Source organism: Methylobacterium sp. WL1 (assembly GCF_008000895.1).
Lineage (GTDB): Bacteria > Pseudomonadota > Alphaproteobacteria > Rhizobiales > Beijerinckiaceae > Methylobacterium.
The window spans coordinates 5,283,651-5,309,965 of the sequence record NZ_CP042823.1; the positions used below are offsets into that span (position 1 = coordinate 5,283,651).

Consider the following 26,315-nt stretch of genomic DNA (forward strand, 5'->3'; position numbering starts at 1 on the left):
CGCAGCCTCGGCATGGCGCCTCATTCCGGATCGGGAGATGGGGCCCCGGAATCTTCCGCCAGGGTATGAAAGCGGTCGAGGAACCGCGCCTGCGCCTGCGAGGTCGGCCACGGTTCGGCGAGCGCGAGGACACCCGCCGGCAGGTTCGGGGCGCGCCCGAAATAGCGCTCGGCCTCATCCAGGGCGAAGCCGGCGAGTTCGACGGCCTCGATATGGGCCGCGATCCGGTCGGCCCGCTTCACCAGCCGTCCGATGGCGGGCACGGGAGCCGCGAGGCCGAACCGGCGGCGCACGGCCGCGAGCAGGCGCAATTCGACCCCGCGATAGGCGTCGCCGATCGCCGCCTTGAGCGGGGAGATGATGTCGCCGACGACATATTCCGGGGCGTCGTGCAGCAGTAGCTCAAGCCCGTCCCGATCGGTGCAGCCCGGGGCGATGTGGCGGCCGACCGCCTCCACCAGCAGGCTGTGCTGGGCGACCGAGAAGACGTGCGGCCCCCGGGTCTGGCCATTCCAGCGTGCCACCCGGGCGAGCCCGTGGGCGATGTCGGCGATCTCGATGTCCCGCGGCGCGGGATCGAGGAGGTCGAGGCGGCGGCCGGACAGCATCCGCTGCCAGGCCCGGGGTGCCGGGTCGCTCATGCCGGCTGGCCCAGCGCGGCGCAGGGCCCGTGGCGGTGGCAGCCGACAAGATGGTCGTTCACCATGCCGACCGCCTGCATGAAGGCATGCACGATGGTCGGTCCACAAAACGAAAAGCCCTCCGCCTTGAGGGCCTTGCCGATCGCCCGGGAGACCGGCGTCTCGGTCTGGATCTCGGTGCGGCTCCGGGCGCTCCCCTGGATCGGTCGGCCGTCCACGAAGTCCCACAGGAACGGTGCGAAGCCCGGACCGCTCTCTTCGATCCGCAGCCAGGCCCGGGCCCCGGCGATCGTACCGACGATCTTCGCGCGGTTCCGGATGATGCGGGCGTCGGCCATCAGCCGCGCCACGTCGGCCTCGGTGTAGCGGGCGATGGCCTCCGGGTCGAAGCCGGAGAACGCGTCGCGGAAGCCCTCGCGGCGGCGCAGGATCGTGATCCAGGACAGGCCCGCCTGGAAGCCGTCGAGGATCAGCTTCTCGTAGAGCGCCTGCCCGTCGCGCTCGGGCACGCCCCATTCGGTGTCGTGATAGGCGACGTAGAGCGGGTCGTAGCCGGCCCACCAGCAGCGGGGGCAACCGTCGGGATGGTCGATCAGGCCGGTCTCGGGCATCCCGGTGGTTTAGCGAGAACAGGAGCGGAACGCTATCGCCACGCCAAACACGTCACTTTACGCTGCGATCAGCGATCAGGCGGCCGGCGATGCAGAGGCCTCAGGCATCGAGAACGTCGCATAGGCCGGCTTCTCGAACGTCACTGGACGATCGCCGGCGAGAGGGGTTGCACCGGCCGCGAGGGCGTCGGCCAGGCGGTCGAGCCGCACCAGCGCGAGGCCGTACTCGCCCGCGGTACTGCCGGTGGTACCCAGTCCCTTGCCACCGGCGGTGATTTCGGTGCCGGGGGGAGGGGCCTCGCCCGTATAGCGAGCCGCCAGGATCCGGGTGCGGGCGGTGCCCCGGTGCTGCATGCGCGAAACCACCTCCTGGCCCACGTAGCAGCCCTTCTTGAAGTCCACGCCGCCGAGCTGGTCCAACAGCGCCTCATGGGGGAACGCATCACCGTAGACGTAATCGCGTCCGCCCTCGGGCACGGCGAGGCCGATGCGGCGCCGGTGGTATTCCGCCTCCGACGCGTCGGCCGAGAAGGCACCTTCGCCGGCGTAGATCCGGGCGCCGAGATCCACATGGCGGGCATCCGCCACGGTGTCCGACTCGGCCGCCGGCGAGGCCCCGGCCCAGGCCGAAGCCACCGCCACGGTTGGGTCGACCGCGATCGCCACCTGCGCGCGCAGCCGGTAAAGCGTGAGGCGTTTGGCCAAGTCGGCCGCCCGGTCGATCGCCGTGTCGAGCCGGAAACCGTCCGGGATCCGCGAGATCAGGAAGTCGAACAGAATCTTGCCCTGGGGCGCCAGGAGGGCGCCGAGGCGGGCCTCTCCGGCCTGCAGGGTCTCGACGTTGCAGGTCAGCACGCCCTGCAGCAGTGCGGTGGATTCAGGCCCTGTGACGGTGACGAGGGCGCGGTCCGGCAGCAGGGCGACGGGCATGGCAGTCAGATCCTCACGCGACAGGGGCAATCCGGAATTCCGGAGCACAGGGTCGGGAGGTAGTCGCTGCGCACCCGTGCCTCAACCGTCCGGGCTCCGCGGCCGCCTCGTCAATGCTGGAGGGTCGTGGTGAAAGCACCCCCGCGGATGCGCTCGGGAAAGCCCTCGGCGTAGCGGGCGGTGGCTTCCTCGCCGTAGGTCATCACGAGTTCCTGGAAGGCCGCGAACAAGGCGGCCTGAGCCATGCAGTCGCCGTCGAGCCCGTCGAGACAGCCTTCCGCGAACGCCTCCGAGACATAACTCAGCGCGACGCGCTTCTCCTCGACATCGACCTCGATGGGGGCGGTCTGAGAGATGTGCTGCATGGACCCGATACTTCCGTTGCGCCGGGCACGGGACCCGGCGGACCAACGAATGATAGGTGGCTCCCCGCTGCTCGGCCAGCCGAGAATTTCAGATCGGTTAACGCGGACGCTCGAAGTTGATCCTTTCAGGGGATGCGTCCCGCCTGTGTTGCCTCTGCATCACCCGCCGAATCGCCCAGCCAAGGCGTGCGACAGCCTGTCACCCTCCGTGACGTAGCGGGCGGCCGCCTCGTGCGCGGCCGGGGTGCAGACCCGGTAGGTCAACGCGTAGCCGCGATAGCCGCGATTGTAAGCGCCGGCCAGCCGATCACGCCGGGCCGGCGTCACGCCTTCGGACTCGATCAGCGCCTTCATGCGGGCCGGCCATTCCCCGGCGTCGGGTGCCGCGCAGAGGCCGCGCAGGAAGGCCAGCGCCCCGATGATCTCGGACATCCGCATCAGGTCGCGGTCGTAGGGAGCGGGCACGTCCGCCGGTGGGGACGCTTCCTTGGGCGCCTCCTTGACTGGCGCCGCGCGGCTGCCGCGCTGCTGCGCCAGGGCCGGCCCCGCGAGCGCCACGGCGAGGCAGAGGATGACCGGAAGCCTCACGGGCGCGCCTCTCCTCTGTCGCCGACCCGGTCGAACGCCTCCTGCAGGGTCCCGATCAGGCCCGGCGTCGTCGCCAGGCCGGCGATCTCGGCGAGCGTCGCCCACCTGACCCCGAGGGCCTCCGGGCCCGCCACGGGCTCGCCGCCGCACCAAAGGGCTGCGTGCGGGTGGACGACGTAGTGGTGCCGGACGCGGCCGGCCTCGTTCCGGACGATGATCTCGGTGGGTGAGAGCACGCCGACCACCTCGGCCGCCAGGCCGACCTCCTCGGACAATTCGCGCAGGGCCGCCTCGGCCAGGGCCTCGCCGGCCTCGACCAGGCCGCCCGGCAGGGTCCACACGCCGCGCATCGGCTCGTTCGCCCGGGCCGCCAGCAGGACGCGATCGCCGCGGATCACCGCGATCGACGCGCCCACGAAGGGCCGGGTCGGGAACAGGCGCCCGCCGCCATCGGCTTCGCCCGCCGTCACGGCTTGCCTCCGTCGGGGGCGACGATTGCGACCCGCCCGTCGGCGAGGCCGACCACCAGCCGCGTCGCGGCGCCTTCGCCGAGTGCCACGATGCCGATCGTGGCCGGTGCCGGCAGCGGGATGCGCAAGCGCTCGTGCAGCGCACCCTTCGCCTGAACGAGGGCGATCTCCGGCCGTCCGGCCACCGGCACCGCGAGCTCGGGTGGGCCTGCGGCCGGGGCCGTGACGGCGAGGTCCGCATCTCCCTCGCCCGCCGCGTAGCCTGGGGCCTCGCCAGCGGCCTCGATCCGGCCCGCCTGCAGGGTCCAGAGCTGCAGCAGGCCCCGTGCGCTGACCGTGGCGGCCTGCACGATGCCGGAACCCGCGAAATCCGCGATGCCGGCGATCTTCAGGGGCGGGCCGGGCTGCACCGGGGTGCGGGCCGTGACGCTCCAGGCCTCAGCACCGTCGGGGCGGCCGATCAGCACGAGGCCGCCCGAATCCAGTCCCGAGAGGGTCGCGGCCAGGAGGGCCGGGCGGCCGGCGAGGCGCAGCAGGCGCGGCCGGAGCGGCGCGAACGCCGCGTCGCCCCCGCCGGTACCGTGACGGTGGCGACCGGGACCGGCTTCGGATCGGTGCTGACGGCCATCGGCTGGCGTTCGCGGATCGTCAGGACGGCGGCGGCCTCGCCGCCATCTGCGGCCCGGGTACGGCCGGTCAGGTAGGCGCTCAGGGGCCCGGCCAGGACCCGGCGCGAACCCGGCAGGGCGCCCCGCGGCGTCTCGGCGGCGGTCAGCCCCTCGACCGCCTCACGGCCGATCGGCCGCGCCGTAACGGTGCCGTCCGCGAGGCCGAGCACGGCACCGCCGTCGTCGCCCCAGACCACGGCGATCGGGGCGCTCTCCTCGTCGCCGGCCGGCTGGCTCGTCTTCGCACCGGCGATCGGCAGCAGGCCGGAGGTCGCCACCGAGATCGCGACCTCGCTGCGCGGCCCGCGCAGCGCCCTCACCTTGAACGGCAGGTCCAGGATCCGGAGGCCGGGTGGCTCGGCGCGGGCGGCGGCGAGCGGCGCCGCGCACAGGACCAATCCCATGAGGGCCGCGACGATCCGGCGTTGCCGGGGCGGGAAATAGCGCATAGCGGTCATGTCCGCCGCCCGGAGCGGCGGGTCAAACGTGCTGGCCGCCGTTGATGTGCAGCTCGGCCCCGTTCACGTAGGACGAGGCGTCGGTGCACAGGAAGTAGATCGCCTTTGCGACCTCGTCGGGGGTGCCGAGCCGCCGCTGCGGGATCTGCTCGACGAGCTTCTCCGTTCCGGGCGACAGGATCGAGGTGTCGATCTCGCCCGGCGAGATCGCGTTGACCCGCACCCCGAGGGGCCCGAAATCGGCGGCCATCTCGCGGGTCAGGCCGGCGAGGGCGGCCTTGGAGGTGCCGTAGGCGGCACCCGCGAACGGGTGGACCCGGGAGCCCGCGATCGAGGTCACGTTGACGATCGAGCCCCGGGCCCGGGCGAGTTCGTCGCGCAGGCCGCGGGCCAGCAGGATCGTGGCGAAGACGTTGACCTGGAACACCCGCTGCCACCCGTCGAACTCGGTGGCCAGCGCCCCCAGGCGCTCGCCCGCGGGGCCCTTCGGCGAGATGCCGGCATTGTTGACGAGCGCGTGCAGCACGCCGCCCTCGGCATCGAGCCGTCCCCGGACCTCCTCGATGGCCCGCATCGTGTCCTGGGCGTCCGCCAGATCGACCTGGAGGTGGTCCTCGGGACCCATCTCCCAGGGGCAGTTCTCGGGGAACGCGTGGCGCGAGCAGGTGATCACCCGCCAGCCGGCCGCCGAGAAGCGCTTGACGGTGGCGTGTCCGATGCCCCGGCTCGCGCCCGTGAGCAGCATGATGCGCCGGCGTTCGTTGACGGGGAGGGCCAAAGCCGTAAGCCTCGCTGGCGTGTGTTCGGATCGCGTCCGGCCCGGGCGCTCGTCGTGCCGGTGAGCCTGAACGGTCTAGGCTCACGGGGGCCGGAAATCCAGAGCGCGTGCCGCGCGCACGGTGCTAGTGAGGGCAGGAAGCCATGACGCGTACGGATCGCTTGCCGGAGATCCCCGCCGACCAGTTCTCGGAGGCGCAGGCCGCAGCTGCCGAGGTGTTCCGCGCCGAGCGCGGGGTCCAGGTCTTCGGGCCGTTCGTGCCGCTGCTGCGCAGCCCCGAACTGATGCTATGCGCCAGCCGCATGGGGCTTTACCTGCGCTACGGCAGCGCCCTCCCGCTGCGGATCAGCGAGTTCGTCATCCTGATCGTCGCCCGGCTGTGGAGCCAGCAGGTCGAGTGGCAGATCCACCACCCGATCGCGCTCAAGGCCGGGGTCGCACCGGAGACCGCACAGGCCCTGGCAGAGGGCCGCCGCCCCGAGACCATGAGTGACGACGAGGCGCTGGCCTACGCCTTCTCGACCGAGCTGCAGCACAACCGTGCGGTGAGCGATGCGACCTACGCGTCCGTGATGGCGCGCTTCGGCGAGCAGGGCGCGATCGATCTCACGGGGATCAACGGCTACTACGCGCTGCTGGCCATGACCATGAACGTGGCCCGCACGGCACTCCCGGAGGCGGGAGCGCCGCCGCTGCCGCCGCTGGTGCGGTAGCGTACCGCGGTGCTTGTCGCGCCGGCCGCTTCGGTCTAACCGTCCCTCTATCCCGAGGGCGCCCGAAGCGCGGCGCCCTCGCCAACCCCCGAAAAACCGACCGGACTCAGCCATGGTCGCCCATAACCGCGCCGCCACGGCGCCGATGCCCGCGGATCCGGCCCTTGCCGGCGCCCGGATCCTCGTCGTCGAGGCCCGCTACTACGAGGCGCTCGCCGACGAGCTGCTGGCCGGCGCCCTCGCGGTGATCGAGGCGTTCGCCGCGCACGCCACCGTGGTCACGGTGCCGGGCGCCCTCGAAATCCCCGCCGCGGTGGCGATCCTGGCGGATGACTACGACGCCGTGGTGGCGCTCGGCTGCGTGATCCGCGGTGAGACCGGGCATTACGACATCGTGGCCGGCGAGAGCGCCCGCGCCCTGATGGACCTCTCGGTCCAGCGCCGGCTGCCGCTCGGCAACGGCATCCTCACGGTCGAGACAGAGGCGCAGGCGCTGGAACGGGCCCGGGTCGCCGAGATGAACAAGGGCGGCGGCGCGGCCGAGGCGGCGCTCGGGGTGCTCGCCCTCAAGCGCGCAGCCGAGGCGGCGCGCCCGCGATAACGAGAACCGACATGACCGCGACGACCGAGACCAGGCCGGACGACACCGCCCAGGATGGCGCCGGAGGCGGTGCCCAGGAGACGGCTCACGAGACGGCTCACGAGACGGCCCGGGCTATCAGCCCGCGCAGCGGCGCGCGCCTGTCCGTGGTGCAGGCGCTCTACGAGATGGACATCTCCGGCAAGGGCGTCCTCGACGCGCTCGCCGAGTTCGAGGCCTTCTGGATCGGCCAGGAGGTCGACGGGATCATGCATCCCAAGGCCGAGACCGCCTTCTTCCGTGACCTGCTGCGCGGCACGGTCGAGGAGCAGCGGGCGATCGACCAGAAGCTCGACCAGGCTTTGGCCCAGGGCTGGCCGCTCCGGCGCATCGAGATCGTGCTGCGGGCGATCCTGCGGGCGGGCGCCTACGAGCTGCTGTTCCGGCCCGACGTGCCGGCGCCGGCGGCGATCTCCGAATATGTCGACGTGGCCCACAGCTTCTACACCGCCGACGAGCCCGGCCTCGTCAACGCCGTCCTCGACCGGGTCGCCCGGGAGGTCCGGCCGGGTGAGATGAGCGCGCCCAAGGGCGGCAGCAACAAGGGCGGGAGCAACAAGGGGGGCGGCAAGCCGGGCTCCGGAAAGCCGCCCGCCAAAAAGGCCTGAGCCGTGTCCGGGCCGGGCCGCGCCTCCGAGGAGGGGCTGATCGCCCGCTACTTCGCCCCGCTGGCCGGGCCGGGAGCGGACGGGCTCCGGGACGATGCCGCGACCCTGACGCCCACCCCCGGGCATGATCTCGTCGTTACCGCCGACGCGGTGGTGGCCGGGATCCACTACTTTCCCGACGATCCCCCGGCCTCGATCGCCCGCAAGGCGCTCGGGGTGAACCTGTCCGACATCGCGGCCAAGGGGGCGGTGCCGCGTGGCTTCCTGCTGACCCTGGCACTTCCGGACGACTGGACGGAGGCGTGGCTCGCCGGCTTCTCCGGTGGACTCGGGGCGGCGGCGGCCGAGGCCGGCTGCCCGCTGCTCGGCGGCGACACGGTGCGTTCCGGCGGGCCGGCGCTGATCGGGGTGACGCTGTTCGGCGAGGTGCCGTCCGGCGGCATCGTCCGGCGCGGCACCGCCCGGGTCGGCGACCGGATCTGCGTCAGCGGCACGATCGGCGATGCGGCGCTCGGCCTGCGGCTGCGCCTGGAGCCGGACGCCGCCTGGGCGGCGGCCCTCGACCCGGCGCTGCTGGCGGTGCTGGCCGACCGGTACCTGCACCCGCGCCCGCGCCTCGCCCTGGCGACCGCGATCCGCCGCCACGCCTCGGCCGCGATGGATGTGTCGGACGGGCTCGCCGGCGACCTCGCCAAGATGCTGGGCGCGGGCCGCAGCGCCCGGATCGCGGTTGGATCCGTGCCGCTGTCGGAGGCCGCGGCCCGGGCGAGCGCCGCCGAGCCGGGCCTGATCGACCCGGTCCTAACCGGCGGCGATGATTACGAAATTCTCTGCACCGTAGCCCCCGAGGACCTCGACGCGCTCCGGGCCGAGGCGGCGGAAGCCGGGGTCCCGCTCACTGCCATCGGGACCGTCACTTCAGGCGACGGCCCGCCCCGCTTCGAAATGGGCGATGGCGCTGCGCGCGTGTTCGCGGCTGGGGCGTTCAGCCACTTCTGAGGCGGGGCCCGGATTGGTCCGGCCGAGGACGATGTGGGTCACCCCCTCGGGCTGGCGCCCGATCTGGCGGCGGACCTCGTCCATCATCCCGGCCGCCACGATCGGCATCCACAGGGCCAGGTCGCCGCTGGTCAGCGCGGCGCGGCCGGTGAGCGCCTCCTCCGGGCGGGGCGGCGTCGAGAAGGCGCGCTGCAGGATGTGCAGGAGGTCGCCCTGGACCGCCTCGGGTTGGGCCGAGACCCGCTCGGCGATCAAAAAGTGCACCGCCCCGGTCAACACCTCGATCGTCGCCGCCAGCTTGGCGACCTGGTCGCTGCTCATGTTCAGCCCCATCCGGTATACAACCGGAAGTAGAGATCCGTATGGTTAACCGCGGGTTAAGGCCCTGCGTAGCCGCGAAGAATTCGGCGGCCGGGGCGGCGCGGGGGCGGTCGGATCGGTCCAGACTTCGACGAACCGACACCTCGGACGCCGCTTCGCTGCGAAGAGCCTTCGCGGTCTGGGTCCGCATCCTGGCATGGCGCAATGCAGCATCGGCATGATGCAGTGCCCAAGCCGGAAAACGCGGCGTTTGCGCTCACCGGCGAAGTTTGGCAACTAGACTCCGCCCGATCACGCCATGCTCGGGCCGACTCTTATCCTTTGCTGAGACGGCTCACTGTCGCCGAACCGGTCTCCACTTCGGCGGCGGACGCGCTAAGACTTACCGACTGGGAAGGAATGCACTGATTCGCGCACAACGTCCCATGGTCGTCCTGCGACGGCCAAGCGCGACACCGATCACAAGCCCCCGCCAGGCACGATAAGAATAAGGACGGTAGAGCATGATCCCCTTGGCTTTGATCATCGTGGGCGGGCTCTGTGCCGTCGCCTACGGCATCGTCACGATCCTCGACGTGATGCGGCGGGACGCCGGCACCCAGCGCATGCAGGAGATCGCCGCCGCCATCGCGGAGGGCGCGCAGGCCTACCTGAAGCGGCAATACCTCACCATCGGCGTGGTCGGATTGGTGCTGTTCGTGCTGCTGGCGGTGTTCCTCGGGATCAAGGTGGCGGTCGGCTTCCTGATCGGCGCGGTCCTGTCGGGGGCCGCCGGCTTCATCGGCATGAACGTGTCGGTGCGGGCCAATGTGCGCACCGCCCAGGCCTCCTCGACCTCGCTGGGGGCGGGCCTCGACATGGCGTTCAAGTCCGGGGCGGTGACCGGCATGCTGGTCGCCGGCCTCGCCCTGCTGGGGGTGGCCCTCTACTACCTCTACCTCACCCGCGGCGCCGGGCTCGACCCGTCGAGCCGCGAGGTGATCGACGCGCTGGTGGCGCTCGGCTTCGGCGCCTCGCTGATCTCGATCTTCGCCCGGCTCGGCGGCGGCATCTTCACCAAGGGCGCCGACGTCGGCGGCGACCTCGTCGGCAAGGTCGAGGCCGGGATCCCGGAGGACGACCCCCGCAACCCGGCCACCATCGCGGACAACGTCGGCGACAACGTCGGCGACTGCGCCGGCATGGCGGCCGACCTGTTCGAGACCTACGCGGTGACCATCGTGGCCACCATGGTGCTGGCCGCGATCTTCTTCTCCGGGCCCACCGGCAGCGGCCGGGCGGTGCTCGAACCGATGATGCTCTATCCGCTGGCCATCGGGGCGGCCTGCATCGTCACCTCGATCGCCGGCACCTACGCGGTGCGGCTGTCCGCCAACCAGTCGATCATGGGGGCCCTGTACAAGGGCCTGATCACCGCGGGCGTGCTCTCCGTGGTGGCGATCGCGATCGTCAACCTGACCCTGCTGGGCGGCTTCTCGACGGCGTTCACCACCTCCACGGGCGTGACCTTCACGTCGGGCGGCCTGTTCGGCTGCGCGGTGATCGGGCTCGCCATCACGGCGCTGATCGTGGTGATCACCGAATACTACACCGGCACCAACTACCGCCCGGTGAAGTCCATCGCGGACGCCTCGGTGACCGGCCACGGCACCAACGTGATCCAGGGCCTCGCGATCTCGCTCGAATCGACCGCGCTGCCGGCCATCGTGATCGTGGCCGGCATCATCGCGACCCACGCCCTGGCCGGCCTGTTCGGCATCGCCATCGCGGTCACCGCGATGCTGGCGCTCGCGGGCTTCATCGTGGCGCTCGACGCGTTCGGGCCGGTCACCGACAATGCCGGCGGCATCGCCGAGATGGCCGGGCTACCGCCGGACGTGCGCAAGTCCACGGACGCGCTGGACGCGGTCGGCAACACCACGAAGGCGGTCACCAAGGGCTACGCGATCGGCTCGGCCGGCCTCGGCGCCCTGGTTCTGTTTGCCGCCTATACGTCCGACCTGAACTACTTCATCGCGAATGCCAGCCCGACGCAGTACCGGTTCTTCCAGGGCGTCAGCGTCGATTTCTCCCTGTCCAACCCGTACGTGGTGGTCGGGCTGCTGCTTGGCGGCCTGATCCCGTTCCTGTTCGCCGGCATCGCCATGACGGCGGTCGGCCGGGCGGCGAGCGCTGTGGTCGAGGAGGTCCGGCGCCAGTTCCGGGAGAAGCCCGGGATCATGCAGGGCACCGACCGGCCGGATTACGGCCGGGCGGTCGACATGCTGACCCGGGCGGCGATCAAGGAGATGATCGTCCCGTCGCTGCTCCCGGTGCTGTCGCCGATCGTGCTGTTCTTCGTGATCCAGGCGATCGCGGGCAAGAGCCAGGCCTTCGCCACGGTGGGGGCGAGCCTCCTCGGCGTGATCCTCACCGGCCTCTACGTCGCGATCTCGATGACTTCGGGTGGCGGCGCCTGGGACAACGCCAAGAAGTACATCGAGGACGGCCACCACGGCGGCAAGGGCTCCGACGCCCACAAGGCCGCGGTGACCGGCGACACGGTCGGCGACCCCTACAAGGACACGGCCGGCCCCGCGGTGAACCCGGCGATCAAGATCACCAACATCATCGCCCTGCTGCTGCTGGCGGTGCTGGCGCATTATTGAGGGGCGGGTCCGGCGCGGATCCGCGCCGGACTCGGCGCTCAGCGCGCCGCCCGTGAAGGTCGCGTGTCCCTGGGTTGCTTCGCTGCGCTCGCAATGACGGTGGGGCAGCGATAACGCCTCAGCGGCCATCCCAATCCCTCACCCCATCCTGAGGCGACGGAGCGAAGCGGAGGCCTCGAAGGAGGACTCCAGCCTGGCGCGCGAGCCCTGGAGTGTGCCTTCAAGTGTGCCCTCGCGAACAACTCAACGCGGTGGAATGACGTGTCGCGGACTCCGGGGCACAGTCGGCGGCACCCGTACATGGCGGATCGTAGCTAAATCCGTGTCGTAGTCACCGAGATGGACATTGAGACCGTTCAGGATGCGTTCGCAGGCCCCGACGACCTTCGTGCGGTCTGTGATCGGATTGCTATGATAGAGTTCGTTGCGAGCTTCCTTGATGACCCGCATCGTATCCTCGAACATCTTTCTGCCGAGCTTGAAGCCGAGTTCTGCATCCGAGCAGAACATTCCGCGTGTCATCGACCAGTCTGCACTGAGGATGTTCCACAGGTCGCCGAGGTTGAGGGTGTAGAAAAACTCATCGGTGCGACCCGGTCCGGAGACGCTCTGCACGTGGAGCGGATTGGCAATGGTATCGAATGCCCGCCAGACCGCCTTTAAGAAGGCAGCGCTCACGGGGATCGTCCAAATGGTTGGGAGGGCTTGAGCCGTCTGGCCGCGTGCCCGGGCATCCCGGATCAAGGTCCACCAATGCACGCCGTTGAACTTGATCGCTGACTGCTCTGCGAGGGCCGACCTGAGGCCGTTCTCCACCGCGAACAGGAATGGGTAGATCGCGGAGAATTCCTTGATCTTCCGGGTGTAGATCTGATGCACCAGGGATCGCTGTGCGTCAGGTGGTACCAACCGGAGCTTGCGTATTTCCGTGGCCTCGCGAATCGCGTCCCGGAGCAGCGTTGGGTTCAGCGTCCGCATGTCCTTGTCGAGCAAGTCGACCTCATGCGAGCGAGGCGTGAACGTCAGGTACGCTCCGAGCAGTTCGCGAGTCGGGACATGGCGCTTCGAGATAGGCATCAGCACTTGTGATGGTCTGAGTCTCGCCTTATAACACCTACTCGCTTGGTGGCGGCGCAATGGTGTCGCGAGCCCATGGGATTGCCATGGCACCTTGAGAGTCTAAACCAAAATTTTTGAAAGGCGTGGCTCTTAGGGGTCGCGCCTTTTTCTGCTTATAGACTGTCTCGAGCGTCAATTGCCGCGTGCGCTATACTGAGATGGGCGCACTTCTTTTCAGTGCCGAGCGATGCATTTGGCTCCCTACAATCGGCTGCGCCGACCGACCCCTGGAGTCGTTCCACCCCCAAATCCAAAGAAAACCGGGATGATTCCACCCCCCTGGGACGTGCGCTCGCGCACGGACCGAGCCCCCATGCTGCGCTGCACCCTGGCATCACCGCGCCGCGACGCCACCTCGGCGTTTGAGTTTCGGACGCGGCGTCGCCGCACCAGCACGAGGTATCCATGCCGTCCCTGCACGACCCGATCCGCATCGGCGCCATCGAGGCGAAGAACCGGATCTTCATGGCCCCGCTCACCCGCGGCCGCGCCACCCGCGAGCACGTGCCGACCCCGATCATGGCCGAGTATTACACCCAGCGCGCCGGCGCCGGGCTGATCCTCACGGAGGCCACCGGCATCTCCCAGGAGGGCCTGGGCTGGCCGTTCGCGCCGGGGATCTGGTCCGACGCGCAGGTCGATGCCTGGCGGCCGATCGTGAAGGCCGTGCACGACCGCGGTGGCAAGATCGTCTGCCAGATCTGGCACATGGGCCGGCTGGTCCATCCGGACTTCCTCGGCGGCGAGAAGCCGGTCTCGGCCTCGCCCATCGTGGCCCCGGACCAAGCGCACACCTATTCCGGCAAGAAGCCCTACGCCGAGCCGCGCGCGCTGGAGGTCTCCGAGATCCCGCGTCTGCTGGCCGATTACGAGCGCGCCACCGCCAACGCCCTGGCGGCCGGCTTCGACGGGGTGCAGATCCACGCCGCGAACGGCTACCTGATCGACGAGTTCCTGCGCGACGGCAGCAACCACCGCACCGACGCGTACGGCGGCACGATCGCCAACCGCGTGCGGCTGCTGCGCGAGGTGACCGACGCGGTCGCGGGCGTCGCCGGGCCGGAGCGCACCGGGGTGCGCCTGTCGCCCAACGGCGCGATCCAGGGCACCAACGATTCGAACCCGGAGCCCCTGTTCGTGGCCGCCGCCCAGGCGCTCGCCGACAGCGGCATCGCCTTCCTGGAGATGCGTGAGCCCGGCCCGGACGGGACCTTCGGCAAGGCCGACCACCCGCCGATCGCCCCGGCGATGCGCAAGGTGTTCCGCAACCCGATGATCCTCAACGCCGATTACGACGGGGTCAGCGGCCAGAAGGTGCTGGACGCGGGCGACGCCGACGCGATCGCGTTCGGCCGGACCTACATCGCCAACCCGGACCTGGTCGAGCGTATCGCCAAGGGCGCCCCGCTCGCCAAGGACGAGGCCGCGACCTGGTACAGCCAGGGGCCGCAGGGCTACACCGACTACCCGACGCACGGCGAAGCCCGCGCAGCCTGATCGACCGGCACGGCGCCGGGGCCCGCGCGGCGGGTCCCGGTGCCGGATGCCGTCTCGATCGACAGGCCAACGCCGGCCGCGTGGACCGCCTCGTCATTCCGGGGCGCCGCAGGCGAGCCCGGATTGCAGGGTCACCGACGGCGCAAGGCCTCGCGATGTCGGCGGATCCGGATCCCGGGCCCCGGCATGGCGCAGCGAACCGCGCGCGTCCCCGCGACGATCAAGCCGGCCGAAAACGGGCGCGGTCCATACGGAATGGTGCAGAGTCCGGGCGCCGCGCCGACGCCGGGTGGATCAGCCGCCCCAGGGCGGCGATGTCGCCGACCCGACTGCGCGGGCCGGTGAAGCGAATACCCCGCCGCGCACCCTGATACGGGGCCTTAATACGCGGCCATGCCTATGCAGCCGCCCGTCGCGCGCCTATGTGAGCGCCAGACCATGGATGTGCCGCCCCCCAATTCACGCGCGGACCGCGAACCGACCGACCGGCTCTGGAGCAGAGCGGACCGGCTGGCGGAACTGCACGACCTCGCCATCCTCGATAGCGCGCCCGAGCCGCTCTACGACGACCTCGTCCGCATCGCCGCCCATGTCTGCCGGGCGCCGGTGGCCCTGGTCAGCCTGGTCGATGCCGAGCGGCAATGGTTCAAGTCGGAATTCGGCCTCGGCCAGCGGGAATTGCCGATCAACTGCTCGGTCTGCGCCCACACGATCGAGGCCGGCGACTGCCTCATCATCCCGGATCTCGCCGACGACCCGCGCACCATCGACAACCCTCTGGTGACCGGCGGGGCGGGCTTCCGCTTCTACGCGGGGGCGGTGATCCGGGGCGCGCAGGGCATTCCGCTCGGGGCACTCTGCGTCCTCGACCGGACGCCCCGGCCCGAGGGGCTCGACGCCGACCAGGCCGCCACGCTGTCCGCCCTGGCGCGCCAGATCTCGACGCTGCTCGAGAACCGCCGGACCCACGCCCAGGTCGCCGCCCGGGAGGCCGAGATCGCCGCCAGCGCGCGCCGCTTCCGGGTGATGACGTCGGCGATGCCCCAGATGGTCTGGACCACCCTGCCGGACGGGTTCCACGATTATTTCAACGACCGCTGGTACGAGTTCACCGGCATGCCGTACGGCTCCACCGATGGCGAGGGCTGGAACGCCGTGTTCCATCCGGACGACCAGGAGCGGGCCTGGACCCGCTGGCGCCATTCCCTGAAGACCGGCGAGCCTTACGAGATCGAGTATCGCCTGCGCCATAAAGACGGCGCCTACCGGTGGACGCTGGGCCGGGCCATGCCGATCCGCGACGCGGAGGGGCGGATCGAGCGCTGGTTCGGGACCTGCACCGACATCGACGACCTGAAGCAGGCGGAGGCCGAGGCGCGCAAGCTCGCCGCCATCGTGGAGACCTCCAAGGACTTCATCGGCCTCTTCACCCTGGACGGCGCCGTCACCCATCTCAACGAGGCCGCGCTGGCGCTGGTCGGGCTGCCCAACCTCGCCGCCGCCCGCCGGCACCGGATGGAGGATTTCTTCGGCGACGACAGCCGCCGGGTGCTGACCGGGACGGTGATGCCGGCGGTTCGCCGGAGCGGTTACTGGGAGGGCGAACTGGCCTTCCGGCATTTCGGAACGGGCGAGCCGGTGGCCGTGCTGTACAACATCTTCCCGGTGCGCGACCCGACCGGGGCCGAGATCGGCTACGCCACCGTCACCCGGGACCTGCGCGAGGCCAAGCGCGCCGAGGAGGCCCGCGACCTGCTGATCCGCGAGCTGTCCCACCGGATCAAGAACATCTTCGCGGTGGTGGGCGGCCTGGCGGCCCTCACCGCCCGCAGCGACCCCGCGGCCAAGCCGTTCGCGGCGGCCTTCCGCGAGCGGCTCGGCGCGCTCGCCCGGGCCCACGAATACGTCCGCCCGCATTCCCCCGACAGCGCCCCCCAGGTCGAGGGCCAGACCGTGCTCGGGCTGATGCGCCTGATCATGGCCGCCTACGAGGAGGACGGCCGGGCGCGCGTCGCGATCTCCGGGGACGATGCCGCGATCGGCGAGCGCACCGCCACCGCGCTCGCGCTGATCATGCACGAGCAGGCCACCAACGCGATGAAGTATGGCGGGCTCTCCACCAAGGCGGGCGGCGTCACGCTGAGCGGGCTGCGCGACGGCGCCCGCTACACCCTGACCTGGGCCGAGTCCGGCGGCCCCCCGGTCACGCAAAAGCCCTCCCGGAAGGGATTCGGCACCGTGCTGGCCGAGCGCAGCGTCGCGGGGCAGCTCGACGGCGTGCTGGAGCACGATTGGGCGCCGGGCGGGCTGCTGATGCGGCTCAGCATGCCGCTGGCCAACCTCCGGCACTGAGATGGCGCGCAGCCCCGGCGGGGCCGGGCCCGCGCTCGTCGTGCTCGATTTCGACGGCACCCTCGCGGACAGTTTCGGCTGGTTCTGCTCGGTCCTGAACGGCGTCGCCGACCGCTACCGCTTCCGCCGGGTCGAGGCCCACGAGGTCGAGGCGCTGCGGCTGCAGGGCGCGCGGGCGATCGTGGCCCATCTCGGCATCCCGCGCTGGAAGCTGCCCTTCATCGCCCGGCACATGCACGCGCTGGCCGCCCGCGACGCCGGTGCGATCGCGCTGTTTCCCGGGGTGCCGGAGATGCTGGCCGACCTTGCGGCGGCGGGGGTGCCCCTGGCGATCCTGTCGTCGAACCGCGCCGACACCGTCCGCCGGGTGCTCGGCCCCGAGAACGCGGCCCGGATCGACGCCTATGCCGGCGGCGCCTCGCTGTTCGGCAAGGCCCGGCGGCTGCGGGCGCTGCTGGCCCACCGGAAGGTCGCGCCGGAGCGGGCCCTGTGCATCGGCGACGAGGTCCGCGACCTGGAGGCGGCCCGGGCGCTCGGCTGCCCGTTCGGCGCGGTGGCCTGGGGCTACACCGATGCGGGCGCGCTGGCGGCGCTCGGGCCGGAATACCTGTTCGCCGAGCCGGCGGACATCGCCCAGCTGGTGCGGCGACGCGAATTGGTCTGAGACACGTCAGGGTTTCAAAAGGTCTGCGACCTTTTGCGGGTGCAGGGCAGAGCCCTGCGGCAGAGCCCCGCTCTGGGTGCTCAGGGGCTCCGCCCCCGAACCCCGTCAAAGGGCTGAGCCCTTCGGAAACCCCTGACGCTCGTTCTTACAGGCCGCGGTTGGCGCCCGGGACGACGCTGGTGCCCTTGCCGGAGCCGAACGGCTCGTAGCGGGTCAGGCCGCGGAACAGCTGGCTGAGGAACGCCCGGTCGGCGCCGCTGGTCGGCGTGGTGCGCTCGATGAAGTCGAACACCCGGCCGTCTTGCAGGCCGTAGAGCGCCACCCGCTCGACCTTGAAGCCGGGGGTGAAGTAGACCGCCGTGACCTTCTGGTCCTCGACCTGCTCGCCCAGGAACATGATCGTCCGGCTGGTGTTCTGCGAGATGTAGTACCAGGACTTGTTGCCCACCGTAGAGACCGTCGACGGCGTGCCGAGGATCTGCAGCACCTGCTCGGGGGCCATGCCGGGCTTGATCGTGGCGAGCGCCGCCTGGTCGATCTGGTAGCCGTGGCGGAGCTCTTCGCCGACGCAGCCGGCGAGGCCGGCACCCGCGAGGCCGATCAGGGCGAGGCGCGCAAAGGACTGGACGAGACGGCGCCGCATCGGGCCCCCAAAGAGCGTGTTGACGGACGAGCGACGCAGGCCGCCGCCGGTCCATGTCTCCGACGGCGCTTGCGCCTTGGGCGTGGGTTGCCGTACCGCGGGGATATGGCTTTGACAAGGCAAGCTTGGCCACACGCCCCGGCCGCCCGATGCCGCCGCGGCCCGGCATCGCCCTTCTTTCGGAGGCATCCATGATCGCCGCGCTGTTCCGGCGCGATGGGGCGCGCCGCCGCGCCGTCGAGGGGCTGCACGCGGCCATCAGCCTGGCGGCGCGCCGGCCGGGCCTCTACACGGGGCTCGCCGTGCCCGACACCGTGGAGGGCCGGTTCGAGGCCCTGTGCCTGCACGTGATCCTGGTTCTGCGCCGGCTGAACCGGTTGCCGGCCCCGGCGGCCGACGTGGCGCAGGACCTGGTCAACGCGGTCTTCACCCAGCTCGACGCGGCTTTGCGCGAACTCGGCGTCGGCGATATGGGCGTCGGCAAGCGGATGAAAAAACTCGGTGCCGCCTTCTACGGCCGGGCCACGGGCTACGATGCTGCGCTCGACGCCCGCGACGACGCGGCCCTGCGGGTGGTGCTCGCCCGCAACGTGCTCGGCGGGAGGGCGACCCGGCGGGCCTCGCCGCCTACGTGCTGGCGGCCGATGCGGCCCTGGCCGGGGCCGACCTCGACGGGCTGCTCGGTGCCGGGCCGCCCTTTCCGGAGCCGGACGCGTTCGCGCCGGCCCCGACCGGAGACAGGACATGAGACACCGTACGGGCCCGGAGAGCGGGCCGCTTTCCCGCTGGGTCAACGTCGATCGCCTGCCGCAGGGGCGGGGCGCCGTCACCGTCGAGGCGAGCCAGGCCGAGTGCGACGCGCTCGCGGCCGACTTCAAGATCCCCGCCATCCGCGACCTGGTCGGGCGCTTCGACATCTCGGGCTCTACGAACCGGATGACCGTCACCGGCACGGTCGAGGCCGTGGTGACGCAGGTCTGCACCGTCAGCCTCGAGCCGTTCGAGGGTCCGGTCCGCGAGCCGGTGGAGGTCGTGTACACCGACACCGACCAGCTCGCCGGCACCGACGCCGAGGACGTCGAGGTGCCCGACCCGCTGGTCGGCGGCCGGATCGATTTCGGCGCGCTCACGGCCGAATTCCTGGCGCTGGGCCTCGATCCCTATCCGCGCAAGCCCGGCATCGCGTTCGAGCCCGTGGTGGCGGGCGAGGATGCCGGCCCCTTCGACGCGTTGCGCCGGCTCCGCGACGGGGAGGGCTGAGGCCGTCCGGCTCGGCGCAGCCCCAGGGCGGGGTGCGGCGCGGGAGGCGGAAACGGGCGGTCGGTTTCGACCAAGAGGAATGTCCAACCTACGCCCTCATCCTGAGGTGCCGGAGCGCAGCGGAGGCCTCGAAGGAGCCCTCCAGCCGGCCGCGCGATCCCTGGAGATCTCCTTCGAGGCTCGCTGCGCTCGCACCTCAGGATGAGGGGGGTGGACGGGATCGCTCGCAGAAGCAGAAGCCCCCCGCAGAGCCCCGCTCCGGCCCGCCCCGAAACAATTGCCTGACCCGTCCGGCCCGAATTCATTTGCCCGGCGGGCCTGTATCGCTATGGTCCGGCGCGCCCGGCGGGCGGCCCTCGTCCGTCCCGCCGCCGTTCCCGCCGCCGTTCCCCCTGCCGAGACCGCGACCCGCAAAGACATGTCCCAACGCGTGTGCATCTCGCTCGACGCCATGGGCGGCGACCACGGGCCCTCGACCGTCGTGCCCGGCGCCGCCCTGGCCCGCGAGCGCCATCCCGACATGACCTTCCTGCTGTTCGGCGACGAGGCGGTGATCGCCCCGCTGGTCGCCAAGGAGCCGCGGCTGAAGGACTGCGTCGAGATCCGCCACACCACCGTGGCCGTGGCCATGGACGACAAGCCCAGCCAGGCGGTGCGCCAGGGCCGCGGCAAGTCCTCGATGTGGCAGGCGATCCAGGCGGTGCGGGACGGGCAGGCCGATGCCTGCGTGTCGGCCGGCAACACCGGCGCCCTGATGGCGATGTCGAAGATCTGCCTCAAGACCATGTCGGGCATCGAGCGCCCGGCCATCGCGTGCCTGTGGCCCACCGTGCGCGGCGAGAGCGTCGTGCTCGACGTCGGCGCCACCATCGGCACCGATGCCGAGCACCTGGTCGAGATGGCCGTGATGGGCTCGGCCATGGCCCGCATCGTGTTCGATCTCGACAAGCCGACCGTGGGCCTGCTCAACGTCGGCACCGAGGAGATGAAGGGCAACGAGGCGGTCAAGGAAGCCGCGCGGCTGCTGCGCGAGATGGAGAGCACGCGGCTGACCTATCACGGCTTCGTGGAGGGCACGGATCTCGGGCGCGGCACCGTCGACGTGGTCGTGACGGAAGGTTTCACGGGAAACATCGCGCTCAAGACCGCCGAGGGCACAGCCAAGCAGATCGGCAGCTACCTGCGCTCGGCCATGACCCGGACCCTGTCGGCCAAGATCGGCGCGCTGTTCGCCCGGCAGGCGTTCAAGGCCCTGAAGGACAAGATGAACCCGAGCCGCGCCAACGGCGGCGTGTTCCTCGGGCTGGAGGGCATCGTGATCAAGAGCCACGGCTCGGAGAACGCGCAAGGTTTCGCCGCCGCGATCGATCTGGCGCACGACATGGCCCGCCACGATATGATCCGGACGATCCGCGAAATGCTCGACCAGACGGCGGTCCTGGCGCCGGCTTGATTCTCTGTCTTCGGCCGTGGCGTTTCCCACAACGCCCGAACCTCCTCCCCGTCATTCCGGGGCGCCGCAGGCGAGCCCGGGATGACGGTGTGATCGGTGCTCGCGAGGTTGCTTCTCCGGTCACCGAACGTGGCCGGGGCGGCCCTGGACGATCTGCGATCGTGCGTGCGGCCGGACCGCTGTCCGCGCGCGTGCCGCGTTGGCCGGATCCCTATCTCGGCTCCGCGTGTTCAAACGGATGGAATTCGGACGTCCGGGGCGACACAACTGAGAATTGTGACGCCTGCGCCGTCCGGGAAGGAAAGCGATGTCAGCCCTCCGCACAGAGTCTCCGCAGGCGCCGCGCTCGGTGGTGGTCGGGACGGGGTCGAGCCTGCCCGCGCAGGTCGTCACCAACGCCGCCCTGACTGAGCGGGTCGACACCTCGGACGAATGGATCGTCCAGCGCACCGGCATCCGCCAGCGCCACATCGCCGACGCGAGCGAGACCACCTCGGTGCTCGGCGCCCGGGCCGCGCAGGCCGCCCTCGACGATGCCGGGCTCACCGCCGACGACATCGACCTGGTGATCTGCGCGACCTCGACGCCGGACCACACCTTCCCGGCCACCGCCACCCAGATCCAAGCGGCGCTCGGCATCCACCGGGGGGCGGCCTTCGACCTGCAGGCGGTCTGCGCCGGCTTCGTGTTCGCGGTCTCCACGGCCGACAAGTTCCTCACCACCGGCTCGGCCCGCCGGGCCCTGGTGATCGGGGCGGAGACCTTCTCGCGCATCGTCGACTGGGAGGACCGCACCACCTGCGTGCTGTTCGGCGACGGGGCCGGGGCGGTGGTGCTGGAGGCGCGGGCCGATGCGGGCGAGCGCGGCGTCCTCTGCGCCAGCCTGCGCTCGGACGGGCGGCACCGGGACAAGCTCTACGTCGATGGCGGGCCCGGCTCCACCGGCACCACCGGGCGCCTGCGCATGGAGGGCCGCGAGGTGTTCCGGTTCGCGGTCGGGCAGGTCACCGACGTGATCGCGGACGCGTTCGCGCAGGCCGGGATCACGGCCGCCGACCTCGACTGGTTCGTGCCGCACCAGGCCAACCGCCGGATCATCGAGGCCTCGGCCGACAAGCTCGGGATCGCCCGGGAGAAGATCGTCCTGACGGTGGACCGCCACGGCAACACCTCGGCCGCGTCGATCCCCCTGGCCCTCGATGTGGCCCGGCGGGACGGCCGCATCCAGCCCGGCGACCTCGTGATGATCGAGGCGATCGGGGGCGGCTTCAGCTGGGGGGCGGCGCTGATCCGCTGGTGACGCGGCACGGCCTCAGGTAGGCCGCGCCCGGCGCCGAAGCCGGCGGCCGCCATCCGTCGGGAGGCGCCGGGCCAATTCGTCCGCCCCGCGCGGTTGACCGGGCGGCGGACGCAGATTAGCGTGCCGGATCATAGGGATACACCTTCAGCTCACGGTGCGGCGAGGTTCGTCGCGCCCGTGGGCTGCCGGATGAGAACAGCAGGCGAGGGGACACGGCATGGCAGGCAAGACGGTGACGCGCGCCGACTTGAGCGAGGCCGTCTACCACCAGGTGGGCCTGTCGCGGACCGAATCCGCCGCCCTGGTCGAGACCGTGCTGTCGGAGATCTGCGGCTGCCTGGCGGGGGGCGAGACGGTCAAGCTGTCCTCGTTCGGCTCGTTCGTGGTCCGCAGCAAGGGCAAGCGCGTCGGCCGCAACCCCAAGACCGGCGTCGAGGTCGCGATCGAGCCCCGCCAGGTGATGGTGTTCAAGCCCTCCAACGTCCTCAAGGCCAAGATCAACGGCCAGGCGCTCAACGGCGCCGACGGGTCGGACGACGACGATTGAGCGGGGGCCGCCCTACCGCGCAGCGGGGGGCGGGCGACGCTCGCTAAGCGGATGTCGTTCCGGCGCGGCAAACTTTATCGCCTCAACCCTCGGTAAGGCTTGAGCCCGGCCCCGCGGACCGTCAAGATCGCCGTCGTCCCGCCGCATCAGATAACCATGCCCCCAGCCCTCGCCGCCGACGTGCCCCTCGAACCGATCGGCGCGAAGAGCGCCGGCGCCTTCCGGACCATCGGCGAGGTCTCCGAGGAGCTCGACGTGCCCCAGCACGTCCTGCGGTTCTGGGAGACGCGATTCGGCCAGATCCGCCCGGTGAAGCGGGCCGGCGGCCGGCGCTACTACCGGCCGCAGGACGTCGAGCTCGTAGCCGGCATCCGGCAGCTCCTGTACGTGCAGCGCTACACCATCGCGGGCGCGCAGCGGGTGCTCAAGGAGAACGGCATCCGCTTCGTCCAGGCGGTCGGCCGCGGCGAGGCCCGGGCGGCCGAGCCCCGGATCCAGGAGGTCGAGGACGCCCCCGAGGCGACCATGCAGGACCTCGCCGACACCCCCGACCGGGCGGCCCTGCGGGACGTGCTCGACGACTTGCAGGCCTGCCGGGCACTGCTCGACGCCCTGCGCCGGCCCTACGACCGCGACGTGTAGCGTTCCCGCGGCATCTCGCCCATTGGTTGAGGATGCCGCGCACGCATCTTGCGGCGCGGGCGGACCTTCCGGCCCCAAACCGCGTTGTTGCCCGCATGGCCGTGCCAAAACCCAAGCTGTCTCCCAGCCAGGAACTGATGGCCCGCATCATGCGGATCGTTCGCACCTGCCCGGAGGCCGCCTCCGAAGTCCTCGAACTGATGTTCCTGGTGAGCCAGATCGAGGCCGCCACCAACGTCGACCGGGAGTACCGGGACGCCAAGCGGGTGATCAGCCGCCTGCGCAACCCCCTGTGGGAGATGGGGCCGCCCGACCGGGAGAAGCTGCTCGCCGCCGCCGAGACGATCCGCCGGGTCTGCCGCCTGCCCGAGGACCAGATCCCGCCGGTGCCGATCGCCGATGCCGGCGAGCGCGCCCGGGTCGAGGCCCGGCTCGCCGCGGCCCTCGCCGGCGAGTTCGATGCCGCGCAGATCGCCCGGGTCACGGGCGTCGTCGCCGCGGTGCTGCAGGAATAGGACCGGTTCCGGAAAAGATTCGGTCCGACAGCCGGGCCCGGAGCGGGGCATCGCTCGGAAAAACCCTCGACGGCCGTGCTCGGCGTCCCCACATGACTCCTCGACCGATGGCAGGGGAACCGGACATCCGGCCCCGGATCGGCACCGGAGTGACGCCGCCATGACCGCCCTACGTCCGCTCGCTGCGCTGCTCGCAGGCGGCCTGATCCTCGCCGGGACGGCGCAGGTCCCGGCCTTCGCCCAGACCACGGTGACCCGCTCCAAGACGGTGGCGCCCGGCAAGACCGTGCGGCTCGAGATCGCCCCGAACCTCAAGAAGGATTGCAGCCCCGGCCCGATGCCGGAGTTCAAGGTCTCGGGCGCGCCCAAGAACGGTTCCGTGATCACCAAGGTCGGCAAGCTGAAGACCCCGGCGAGCTACCGCTGCCCCAACAAGGAGGCCGCCGTGCACGCGCTGTTCTACCAGCCCAACACCGGCTTTACCGGTTCGGACGAGGTGACGTTCGAGGTCAAGGGCGCCGACGGCCAAGTCCAGACTCACAATATCAAGATCACGGTCGGGGCCTCCGGATCAAAATCCGGCGACGATGCCAAGAAAGAAGGCACGGATCTCTAAGCAGAGGCAGGAAACCCTGGCGCGTGCATAGTTTTTCATCCTAAAATGCCCGCTCAAAGGAGATCGAAATCAACGTTCGACCACGTCGAGGCCAGGTTTTGGCCAGACGAGTGTTGCAAGCAATCGACAGGCCCGCGGCGCGTTCGCCGCGCTGCGACAAAAGCGGGCCTGTCGGTTGCATCCGAGCCGAGACAGGATGAAGCTGTCAGGGTCTGAGAGGGTTATCGAATGTCGATGCATGCGACGAACGACCTTTTCCAGAGCTTCGCCCGAGGGTACGAGGCGCGCCGCGATACGGAGATGACGCTCTCCGAGTATCTCGAAGCCTGCCGCGACGAGCCGCTGATGTATGCCTCGGCCGCCGAGCGTATCCTGGCGGCGATCGGTGAACCGGAATTCGTGGACACCGCCAAGGATTCGCGCCTCGGCCGGATCTTCATGAACCGGACGATCCGCACCTACCCGGCGTTCCGCGAATTCTACGGGATGGAGGAGACGATCGAGCGGATCGTCTCGTTCTTCCGCCACGCCGCGCAGGGGTTGGAGGAGCGCAAGCAGATCCTCTACCTGCTGGGCCCGGTCGGCGGCGGCAAGTCGTCCCTCGCCGAGCGCCTCAAGGCGCTGATGGAGGTCCACCCGGTCTACGTGCTCAAGGCCGGGGACGAGGTCTCCCCGGTGTTCGAGAGCCCGCTCGGGCTGTTCGATCCCGAGACGATGGGCGACGAGATCCAGAAGCGCTACGGCGTCCCGCGCCGGCGGCTCACCGGGCTGATGAGCCCCTGGGCGCTCAAGCGTCTCGACGAGTTCAACGGCGACATCTCGCGCTTCACGGTGATCAAGGTCCGGCCGTCGCGGTTGCGTCAGATCGCCATCGCCAAGACCGAGCCGGGCGACGAGAACAACCAGGACATCTCCTCGCTGGTCGGCAAGGTCGACATCCGCCGGCTGGAGACCCTGTCCCAGGCGGATCCCGATGCCTACTCCTACTCGGGCGGTTTGAACCGGGCGAACCAGGGCGTCCTCGAATTCGTCGAGATGTTCAAGGCGCCGATCAAGATGCTGCACCCCCTGCTCACCGCGACGCAGGAGGGCAACTACGTCGGCACCGAGAATATCGGTGCGATCCCGTTCACCGGCATCATCCTGGCGCACTCGAACGAATCCGAGTGGCAGACCTTCAAGACCAACAAGAACAACGAGGCCTTCATCGATCGCATCTACGTGATCAAGGTCCCGTACTGCCTCCGGGTCGCGGAGGAGCAGCACATCTACGAGAAGCTGATCTCCGGCTCGGAACTCTCGGACGCGGCCTGCGCCCCCGGCACCCTGGAGATGCTGGCCCGGTTCTCGGTCCTGTCGCGCCTGCGCGAGCACGCCAATTCCAACGTGTTCTCGAAGATGCGGGTCTACGACGGCGAATCGCTCCGCGAGGTCGATCCGCGCGCCCGCTCGATGCAGGAATACAAGGACACCGCCGGCGTCGACGAGGGCATGGACGGAATCTCGACCCGCTTCGCCTTCAAGGTGCTGGCCGCCACCTTCAACCACGACACCACCGAGGTCTCGGCCGACCCGGTGCACCTGATGTACGTGCTGGAGCAGTCGCTGCGCCGCGAGCAGCTCCCGCCCGAGACCGAGAAGAAGTACCTGGAATTCATCAAGACCGAGCTGGCCCCGCGCTACGCGGAGTTCATCGGCCACGAGATCCAGAAGGCCTACCTCGAATCGTACCACGATTACGGCCAGAACCTGTTCGACCGCTACATCGACTACGCCGATGCCTGGATCGAGGATCAGGACTTCAAGGACGCCGAGACCGGCCAGCTGCTGAACCGCGAATTGCTGAACCAGGAACTGACCAAAATCGAAAAGCCCGCCGGGATCGCCAACCCGAAGGACTTCCGCAACGAGGTGGTGAAGTTCGCCTTGCGCTCGCGCGCCCAGCACGGGGGCCGTAACCCGAGCTGGACCAGCTACGAGAAGCTGCGCGAGGTCATCGAGCGGCGGATGTTCTCCCAGGTGGAGGAGCTGCTGCCGGTGATCTCCTTCGGCTCGAAGAAGGACGGCGACACCGAGAAGAAGCACGGCGAGTTCGTCGAGCGCATGGTGGCGCGCGGCTACACCGAGCGGCAGGTCCGCCGCCTGGTGGAATGGTACATGCGGGTGAAGCAGGCGGGCTGAGGGGCGGGGGCCCGGCGGAGCGAATCCGACCGGGCCCGGTTTCGACCCTCCGCCGCCACAGTTTCGGACGACCGGCCGGCGAGGCTCT

28 protein-coding genes and 1 pseudogene are annotated in these 26,315 nt (G+C 70.4%); 17 read left to right on the top strand and 12 right to left on the bottom strand.

Features of this window, described 5'->3' with window-relative positions:
- Positions 1–20 precede the first annotated feature (20 nt).
- From FVA80_RS25800 to FVA80_RS25835, 9 genes are all read right to left on the bottom strand, one after another.
- Complete coding sequence (locus FVA80_RS25800; RefSeq protein ID WP_147908481.1) at positions 21–641, bottom strand: HD family hydrolase; 621 nt, start codon at positions 639–641, stop codon at positions 21–23.
- On the bottom strand, positions 638–1,252 hold the full coding sequence (locus FVA80_RS25805) for a DNA-3-methyladenine glycosylase I (protein ID WP_147908480.1): 615 nt from the start codon (positions 1,250–1,252) through the stop codon (positions 638–640). The genes FVA80_RS25800 and FVA80_RS25805 overlap by 4 nt, the downstream gene beginning before the upstream one ends.
- Positions 1,253–1,327: 75 nt before the next feature.
- Positions 1,328–2,182 (bottom strand): folate-binding protein YgfZ, encoded by an 855-nt coding sequence (locus tag FVA80_RS25810; protein WP_147908479.1) that lies wholly within the window; start codon positions 2,180–2,182, stop codon positions 1,328–1,330.
- Positions 2,183–2,292: 110 nt separating this feature from the next.
- Positions 2,293–2,547: a hypothetical protein gene (locus tag FVA80_RS25815; protein WP_007564226.1), complete on the bottom strand. Its 255-nt coding sequence runs from the start codon at positions 2,545–2,547 to the stop codon at positions 2,293–2,295.
- A gap of 159 nt (positions 2,548–2,706) precedes the next feature.
- A complete protein-coding gene (locus tag FVA80_RS25820; RefSeq protein WP_147908478.1) occupies positions 2,707–3,135 on the bottom strand; it encodes a TIGR02301 family protein in 429 nt (142 codons plus the stop codon).
- Positions 3,132–3,605 carry an NUDIX hydrolase gene (locus tag FVA80_RS25825; RefSeq protein WP_147908477.1) on the bottom strand — a complete coding sequence of 158 codons (474 nt, stop codon included), beginning with the start codon at positions 3,603–3,605 and terminating at the stop codon, positions 3,132–3,134. Before FVA80_RS25825 ends, FVA80_RS25820 begins: the two co-directional genes overlap by 4 nt.
- A complete protein-coding gene (locus FVA80_RS31685) occupies positions 3,602–4,072 on the bottom strand; it encodes a hypothetical protein (protein ID WP_246692147.1) in 471 nt (156 codons plus the stop codon). The genes FVA80_RS25825 and FVA80_RS31685 overlap by 4 nt, the downstream gene beginning before the upstream one ends.
- Complete coding sequence (locus FVA80_RS31690) at positions 4,066–4,731, bottom strand: hypothetical protein (protein WP_246692148.1); 666 nt, start codon at positions 4,729–4,731, stop codon at positions 4,066–4,068. The genes FVA80_RS31685 and FVA80_RS31690 overlap by 7 nt, the downstream gene beginning before the upstream one ends.
- A 22-nt stretch (positions 4,732–4,753) precedes the next feature.
- Positions 4,754–5,476, bottom strand: coding sequence for an SDR family oxidoreductase (locus FVA80_RS25835; protein ID WP_058193267.1), 723 nt, complete (start codon positions 5,474–5,476; stop codon positions 4,754–4,756).
- A gap of 176 nt (positions 5,477–5,652) precedes the next feature.
- Here FVA80_RS25835 and FVA80_RS25840 point away from each other — a divergent pair, with 176 nt between their 5' ends.
- From FVA80_RS25840 to thiL, 4 genes are all read left to right on the top strand, one after another.
- The gene (locus FVA80_RS25840; protein ID WP_147908476.1) at positions 5,653–6,222 is read left to right on the top strand and encodes a carboxymuconolactone decarboxylase family protein; all 570 of its coding nucleotides are present in this window, start codon (positions 5,653–5,655) and stop codon (positions 6,220–6,222) included.
- A gap of 112 nt (positions 6,223–6,334) precedes the next feature.
- Complete coding sequence (ribH, locus tag FVA80_RS25845) at positions 6,335–6,823, top strand: 6,7-dimethyl-8-ribityllumazine synthase (RefSeq protein WP_147908475.1); 489 nt, start codon at positions 6,335–6,337, stop codon at positions 6,821–6,823.
- 167 nt (positions 6,824–6,990) lie between these two features.
- A complete protein-coding gene (nusB, locus tag FVA80_RS25850; protein WP_246692466.1) occupies positions 6,991–7,470 on the top strand; it encodes a transcription antitermination factor NusB in 480 nt (159 codons plus the stop codon).
- 3 nt (positions 7,471–7,473) lie between these two features.
- Positions 7,474–8,469 carry a thiamine-phosphate kinase gene (thiL, locus tag FVA80_RS25855; RefSeq protein WP_147908474.1) on the top strand — a complete coding sequence of 332 codons (996 nt, stop codon included), beginning with the start codon at positions 7,474–7,476 and terminating at the stop codon, positions 8,467–8,469.
- Here the strand turns inward: thiL and FVA80_RS25860 are convergent.
- The gene (locus tag FVA80_RS25860) at positions 8,389–8,790 is read right to left on the bottom strand and encodes a hypothetical protein (RefSeq protein ID WP_147908473.1); all 402 of its coding nucleotides are present in this window, start codon (positions 8,788–8,790) and stop codon (positions 8,389–8,391) included. The two genes, thiL and FVA80_RS25860, sit on opposite strands and share 81 nt — an antisense overlap.
- Before the next feature lie 503 nt (positions 8,791–9,293).
- Here FVA80_RS25860 and FVA80_RS25865 point away from each other — a divergent pair.
- Positions 9,294–11,438 (top strand): sodium-translocating pyrophosphatase, encoded by a 2,145-nt coding sequence (locus FVA80_RS25865; RefSeq protein WP_147908472.1) that lies wholly within the window; start codon positions 9,294–9,296, stop codon positions 11,436–11,438.
- Positions 11,439–11,681: 243 nt separating this feature from the next.
- On the opposite strand, the gene FVA80_RS25870 is transcribed toward FVA80_RS25865, so the two are convergent.
- On the bottom strand, positions 11,682–12,431 hold the full coding sequence (locus FVA80_RS25870; protein ID WP_147908471.1) for a hypothetical protein: 750 nt from the start codon (positions 12,429–12,431) through the stop codon (positions 11,682–11,684).
- 531 nt (positions 12,432–12,962) lie between these two features.
- Between FVA80_RS25870 and FVA80_RS25875 the strand changes: the two genes are divergently transcribed.
- The 3 genes from FVA80_RS25875 to FVA80_RS25885 all read left to right on the top strand — a co-directional run bounded on the left by FVA80_RS25875 (position 12,963) and on the right by FVA80_RS25885 (position 17,070).
- On the top strand, positions 12,963–14,054 hold the full coding sequence (locus tag FVA80_RS25875; RefSeq protein WP_147908470.1) for an alkene reductase: 1,092 nt from the start codon (positions 12,963–12,965) through the stop codon (positions 14,052–14,054).
- Between the two features lie 438 nt (positions 14,055–14,492).
- On the top strand, positions 14,493–16,406 hold the full coding sequence (locus FVA80_RS25880) for a PAS domain S-box protein (protein WP_147908469.1): 1,914 nt from the start codon (positions 14,493–14,495) through the stop codon (positions 16,404–16,406).
- A 1-nt stretch (position 16,407) separates the two neighbouring features.
- The gene (locus tag FVA80_RS25885) at positions 16,408–17,070 is read left to right on the top strand and encodes an HAD hydrolase-like protein (RefSeq protein ID WP_147908468.1); all 663 of its coding nucleotides are present in this window, start codon (positions 16,408–16,410) and stop codon (positions 17,068–17,070) included.
- Between the two features lie 145 nt (positions 17,071–17,215).
- Here the strand turns inward: FVA80_RS25885 and bamE are convergent, their stop codons facing one another.
- On the bottom strand, positions 17,216–17,713 hold the full coding sequence (bamE, locus tag FVA80_RS25890) for an outer membrane protein assembly factor BamE (protein ID WP_147857231.1): 498 nt from the start codon (positions 17,711–17,713) through the stop codon (positions 17,216–17,218).
- Between the two features lie 191 nt (positions 17,714–17,904).
- On the opposite strand from bamE, the pseudogene FVA80_RS25895 reads away from it, so the two are divergent.
- From FVA80_RS25895 to FVA80_RS25935, 9 genes and pseudogenes are all read left to right on the top strand, one after another.
- Positions 17,905–18,461 (top strand): annotated as a pseudogene (locus FVA80_RS25895) (ubiquinol-cytochrome C chaperone family protein).
- Entirely contained in the window at positions 18,458–18,973 is a 516-nt protein-coding gene (locus FVA80_RS25900) for a DUF177 domain-containing protein (protein ID WP_147908466.1), read from the top strand. Before FVA80_RS25895 ends, FVA80_RS25900 begins: the two are co-directional and overlap by 4 nt.
- Before the next feature lie 418 nt (positions 18,974–19,391).
- Complete coding sequence (plsX, locus tag FVA80_RS25905; RefSeq protein ID WP_147857119.1) at positions 19,392–20,426, top strand: phosphate acyltransferase PlsX; 1,035 nt, start codon at positions 19,392–19,394, stop codon at positions 20,424–20,426.
- A 307-nt stretch (positions 20,427–20,733) separates the two neighbouring features.
- Entirely contained in the window at positions 20,734–21,726 is a 993-nt protein-coding gene (locus FVA80_RS25910) for a beta-ketoacyl-ACP synthase III (RefSeq protein ID WP_147908465.1), read from the top strand.
- 217 nt (positions 21,727–21,943) lie between these two features.
- Entirely contained in the window at positions 21,944–22,273 is a 330-nt protein-coding gene (locus tag FVA80_RS25915) for an integration host factor subunit alpha (RefSeq protein ID WP_147908464.1), read from the top strand.
- A gap of 156 nt (positions 22,274–22,429) precedes the next feature.
- On the top strand, positions 22,430–22,915 hold the full coding sequence (locus FVA80_RS25920) for a MerR family transcriptional regulator (RefSeq protein ID WP_147908463.1): 486 nt from the start codon (positions 22,430–22,432) through the stop codon (positions 22,913–22,915).
- A 95-nt stretch (positions 22,916–23,010) separates the two neighbouring features.
- Positions 23,011–23,430 carry a hypothetical protein gene (locus FVA80_RS25925; RefSeq protein ID WP_147908462.1) on the top strand — a complete coding sequence of 140 codons (420 nt, stop codon included), beginning with the start codon at positions 23,011–23,013 and terminating at the stop codon, positions 23,428–23,430.
- 160 nt (positions 23,431–23,590) lie between these two features.
- The gene (locus FVA80_RS25930) at positions 23,591–24,046 is read left to right on the top strand and encodes a 4-aminobutyrate aminotransferase (protein ID WP_147908461.1); all 456 of its coding nucleotides are present in this window, start codon (positions 23,591–23,593) and stop codon (positions 24,044–24,046) included.
- A gap of 228 nt (positions 24,047–24,274) precedes the next feature.
- A complete protein-coding gene (locus FVA80_RS25935) occupies positions 24,275–26,227 on the top strand; it encodes a PrkA family serine protein kinase (RefSeq protein ID WP_147854846.1) in 1,953 nt (650 codons plus the stop codon).
- Positions 26,228–26,315 lie beyond the last annotated feature (88 nt).

Coding starts and splice junctions, on each gene's coding strand:
- FVA80_RS25800 (WP_147908481.1), bottom strand. CDS start 641: ATGAGCGACCCGGCACCCCGGGCCTGGCAGCGGATGCTGTCCGGCCGC.
- FVA80_RS25805 (WP_147908480.1), bottom strand. CDS start 1,252: ATGCCCGAGACCGGCCTGATCGACCATCCCGACGGTTGCCCCCGCTGC.
- FVA80_RS25810 (WP_147908479.1), bottom strand. CDS start 2,182: ATGCCCGTCGCCCTGCTGCCGGACCGCGCCCTCGTCACCGTCACAGGG.
- FVA80_RS25815 (WP_007564226.1), bottom strand. CDS start 2,547: ATGCAGCACATCTCTCAGACCGCCCCCATCGAGGTCGATGTCGAGGAG.
- FVA80_RS31690 (WP_246692148.1), bottom strand. CDS start 4,731: ATGACCGCTATGCGCTATTTCCCGCCCCGGCAACGCCGGATCGTCGCG.
- FVA80_RS25835 (WP_058193267.1), bottom strand. CDS start 5,476: ATGCTGCTCACGGGCGCGAGCCGGGGCATCGGACACGCCACCGTCAAG.
- FVA80_RS25840 (WP_147908476.1), top strand. CDS start 5,653: ATGACGCGTACGGATCGCTTGCCGGAGATCCCCGCCGACCAGTTCTCG.
- ribH (WP_147908475.1), top strand. CDS start 6,335: ATGGTCGCCCATAACCGCGCCGCCACGGCGCCGATGCCCGCGGATCCG.
- nusB (WP_246692466.1), top strand. CDS start 6,991: ATGGACATCTCCGGCAAGGGCGTCCTCGACGCGCTCGCCGAGTTCGAG.
- FVA80_RS25860 (WP_147908473.1), bottom strand. CDS start 8,790: ATGAGCAGCGACCAGGTCGCCAAGCTGGCGGCGACGATCGAGGTGTTG.
- FVA80_RS25865 (WP_147908472.1), top strand. CDS start 9,294: ATGATCCCCTTGGCTTTGATCATCGTGGGCGGGCTCTGTGCCGTCGCC.
- FVA80_RS25875 (WP_147908470.1), top strand. CDS start 12,963: ATGCCGTCCCTGCACGACCCGATCCGCATCGGCGCCATCGAGGCGAAG.
- FVA80_RS25880 (WP_147908469.1), top strand. CDS start 14,493: ATGGATGTGCCGCCCCCCAATTCACGCGCGGACCGCGAACCGACCGAC.
- FVA80_RS25885 (WP_147908468.1), top strand. CDS start 16,408: ATGGCGCGCAGCCCCGGCGGGGCCGGGCCCGCGCTCGTCGTGCTCGAT.
- bamE (WP_147857231.1), bottom strand. CDS start 17,713: ATGCGGCGCCGTCTCGTCCAGTCCTTTGCGCGCCTCGCCCTGATCGGC.
- FVA80_RS25900 (WP_147908466.1), top strand. CDS start 18,458: ATGAGACACCGTACGGGCCCGGAGAGCGGGCCGCTTTCCCGCTGGGTC.
- plsX (WP_147857119.1), top strand. CDS start 19,392: ATGTCCCAACGCGTGTGCATCTCGCTCGACGCCATGGGCGGCGACCAC.
- FVA80_RS25910 (WP_147908465.1), top strand. CDS start 20,734: ATGTCAGCCCTCCGCACAGAGTCTCCGCAGGCGCCGCGCTCGGTGGTG.
- FVA80_RS25915 (WP_147908464.1), top strand. CDS start 21,944: ATGGCAGGCAAGACGGTGACGCGCGCCGACTTGAGCGAGGCCGTCTAC.
- FVA80_RS25920 (WP_147908463.1), top strand. CDS start 22,430: ATGCCCCCAGCCCTCGCCGCCGACGTGCCCCTCGAACCGATCGGCGCG.
- FVA80_RS25925 (WP_147908462.1), top strand. CDS start 23,011: ATGGCCGTGCCAAAACCCAAGCTGTCTCCCAGCCAGGAACTGATGGCC.
- FVA80_RS25930 (WP_147908461.1), top strand. CDS start 23,591: ATGACCGCCCTACGTCCGCTCGCTGCGCTGCTCGCAGGCGGCCTGATC.
- FVA80_RS25935 (WP_147854846.1), top strand. CDS start 24,275: ATGTCGATGCATGCGACGAACGACCTTTTCCAGAGCTTCGCCCGAGGG.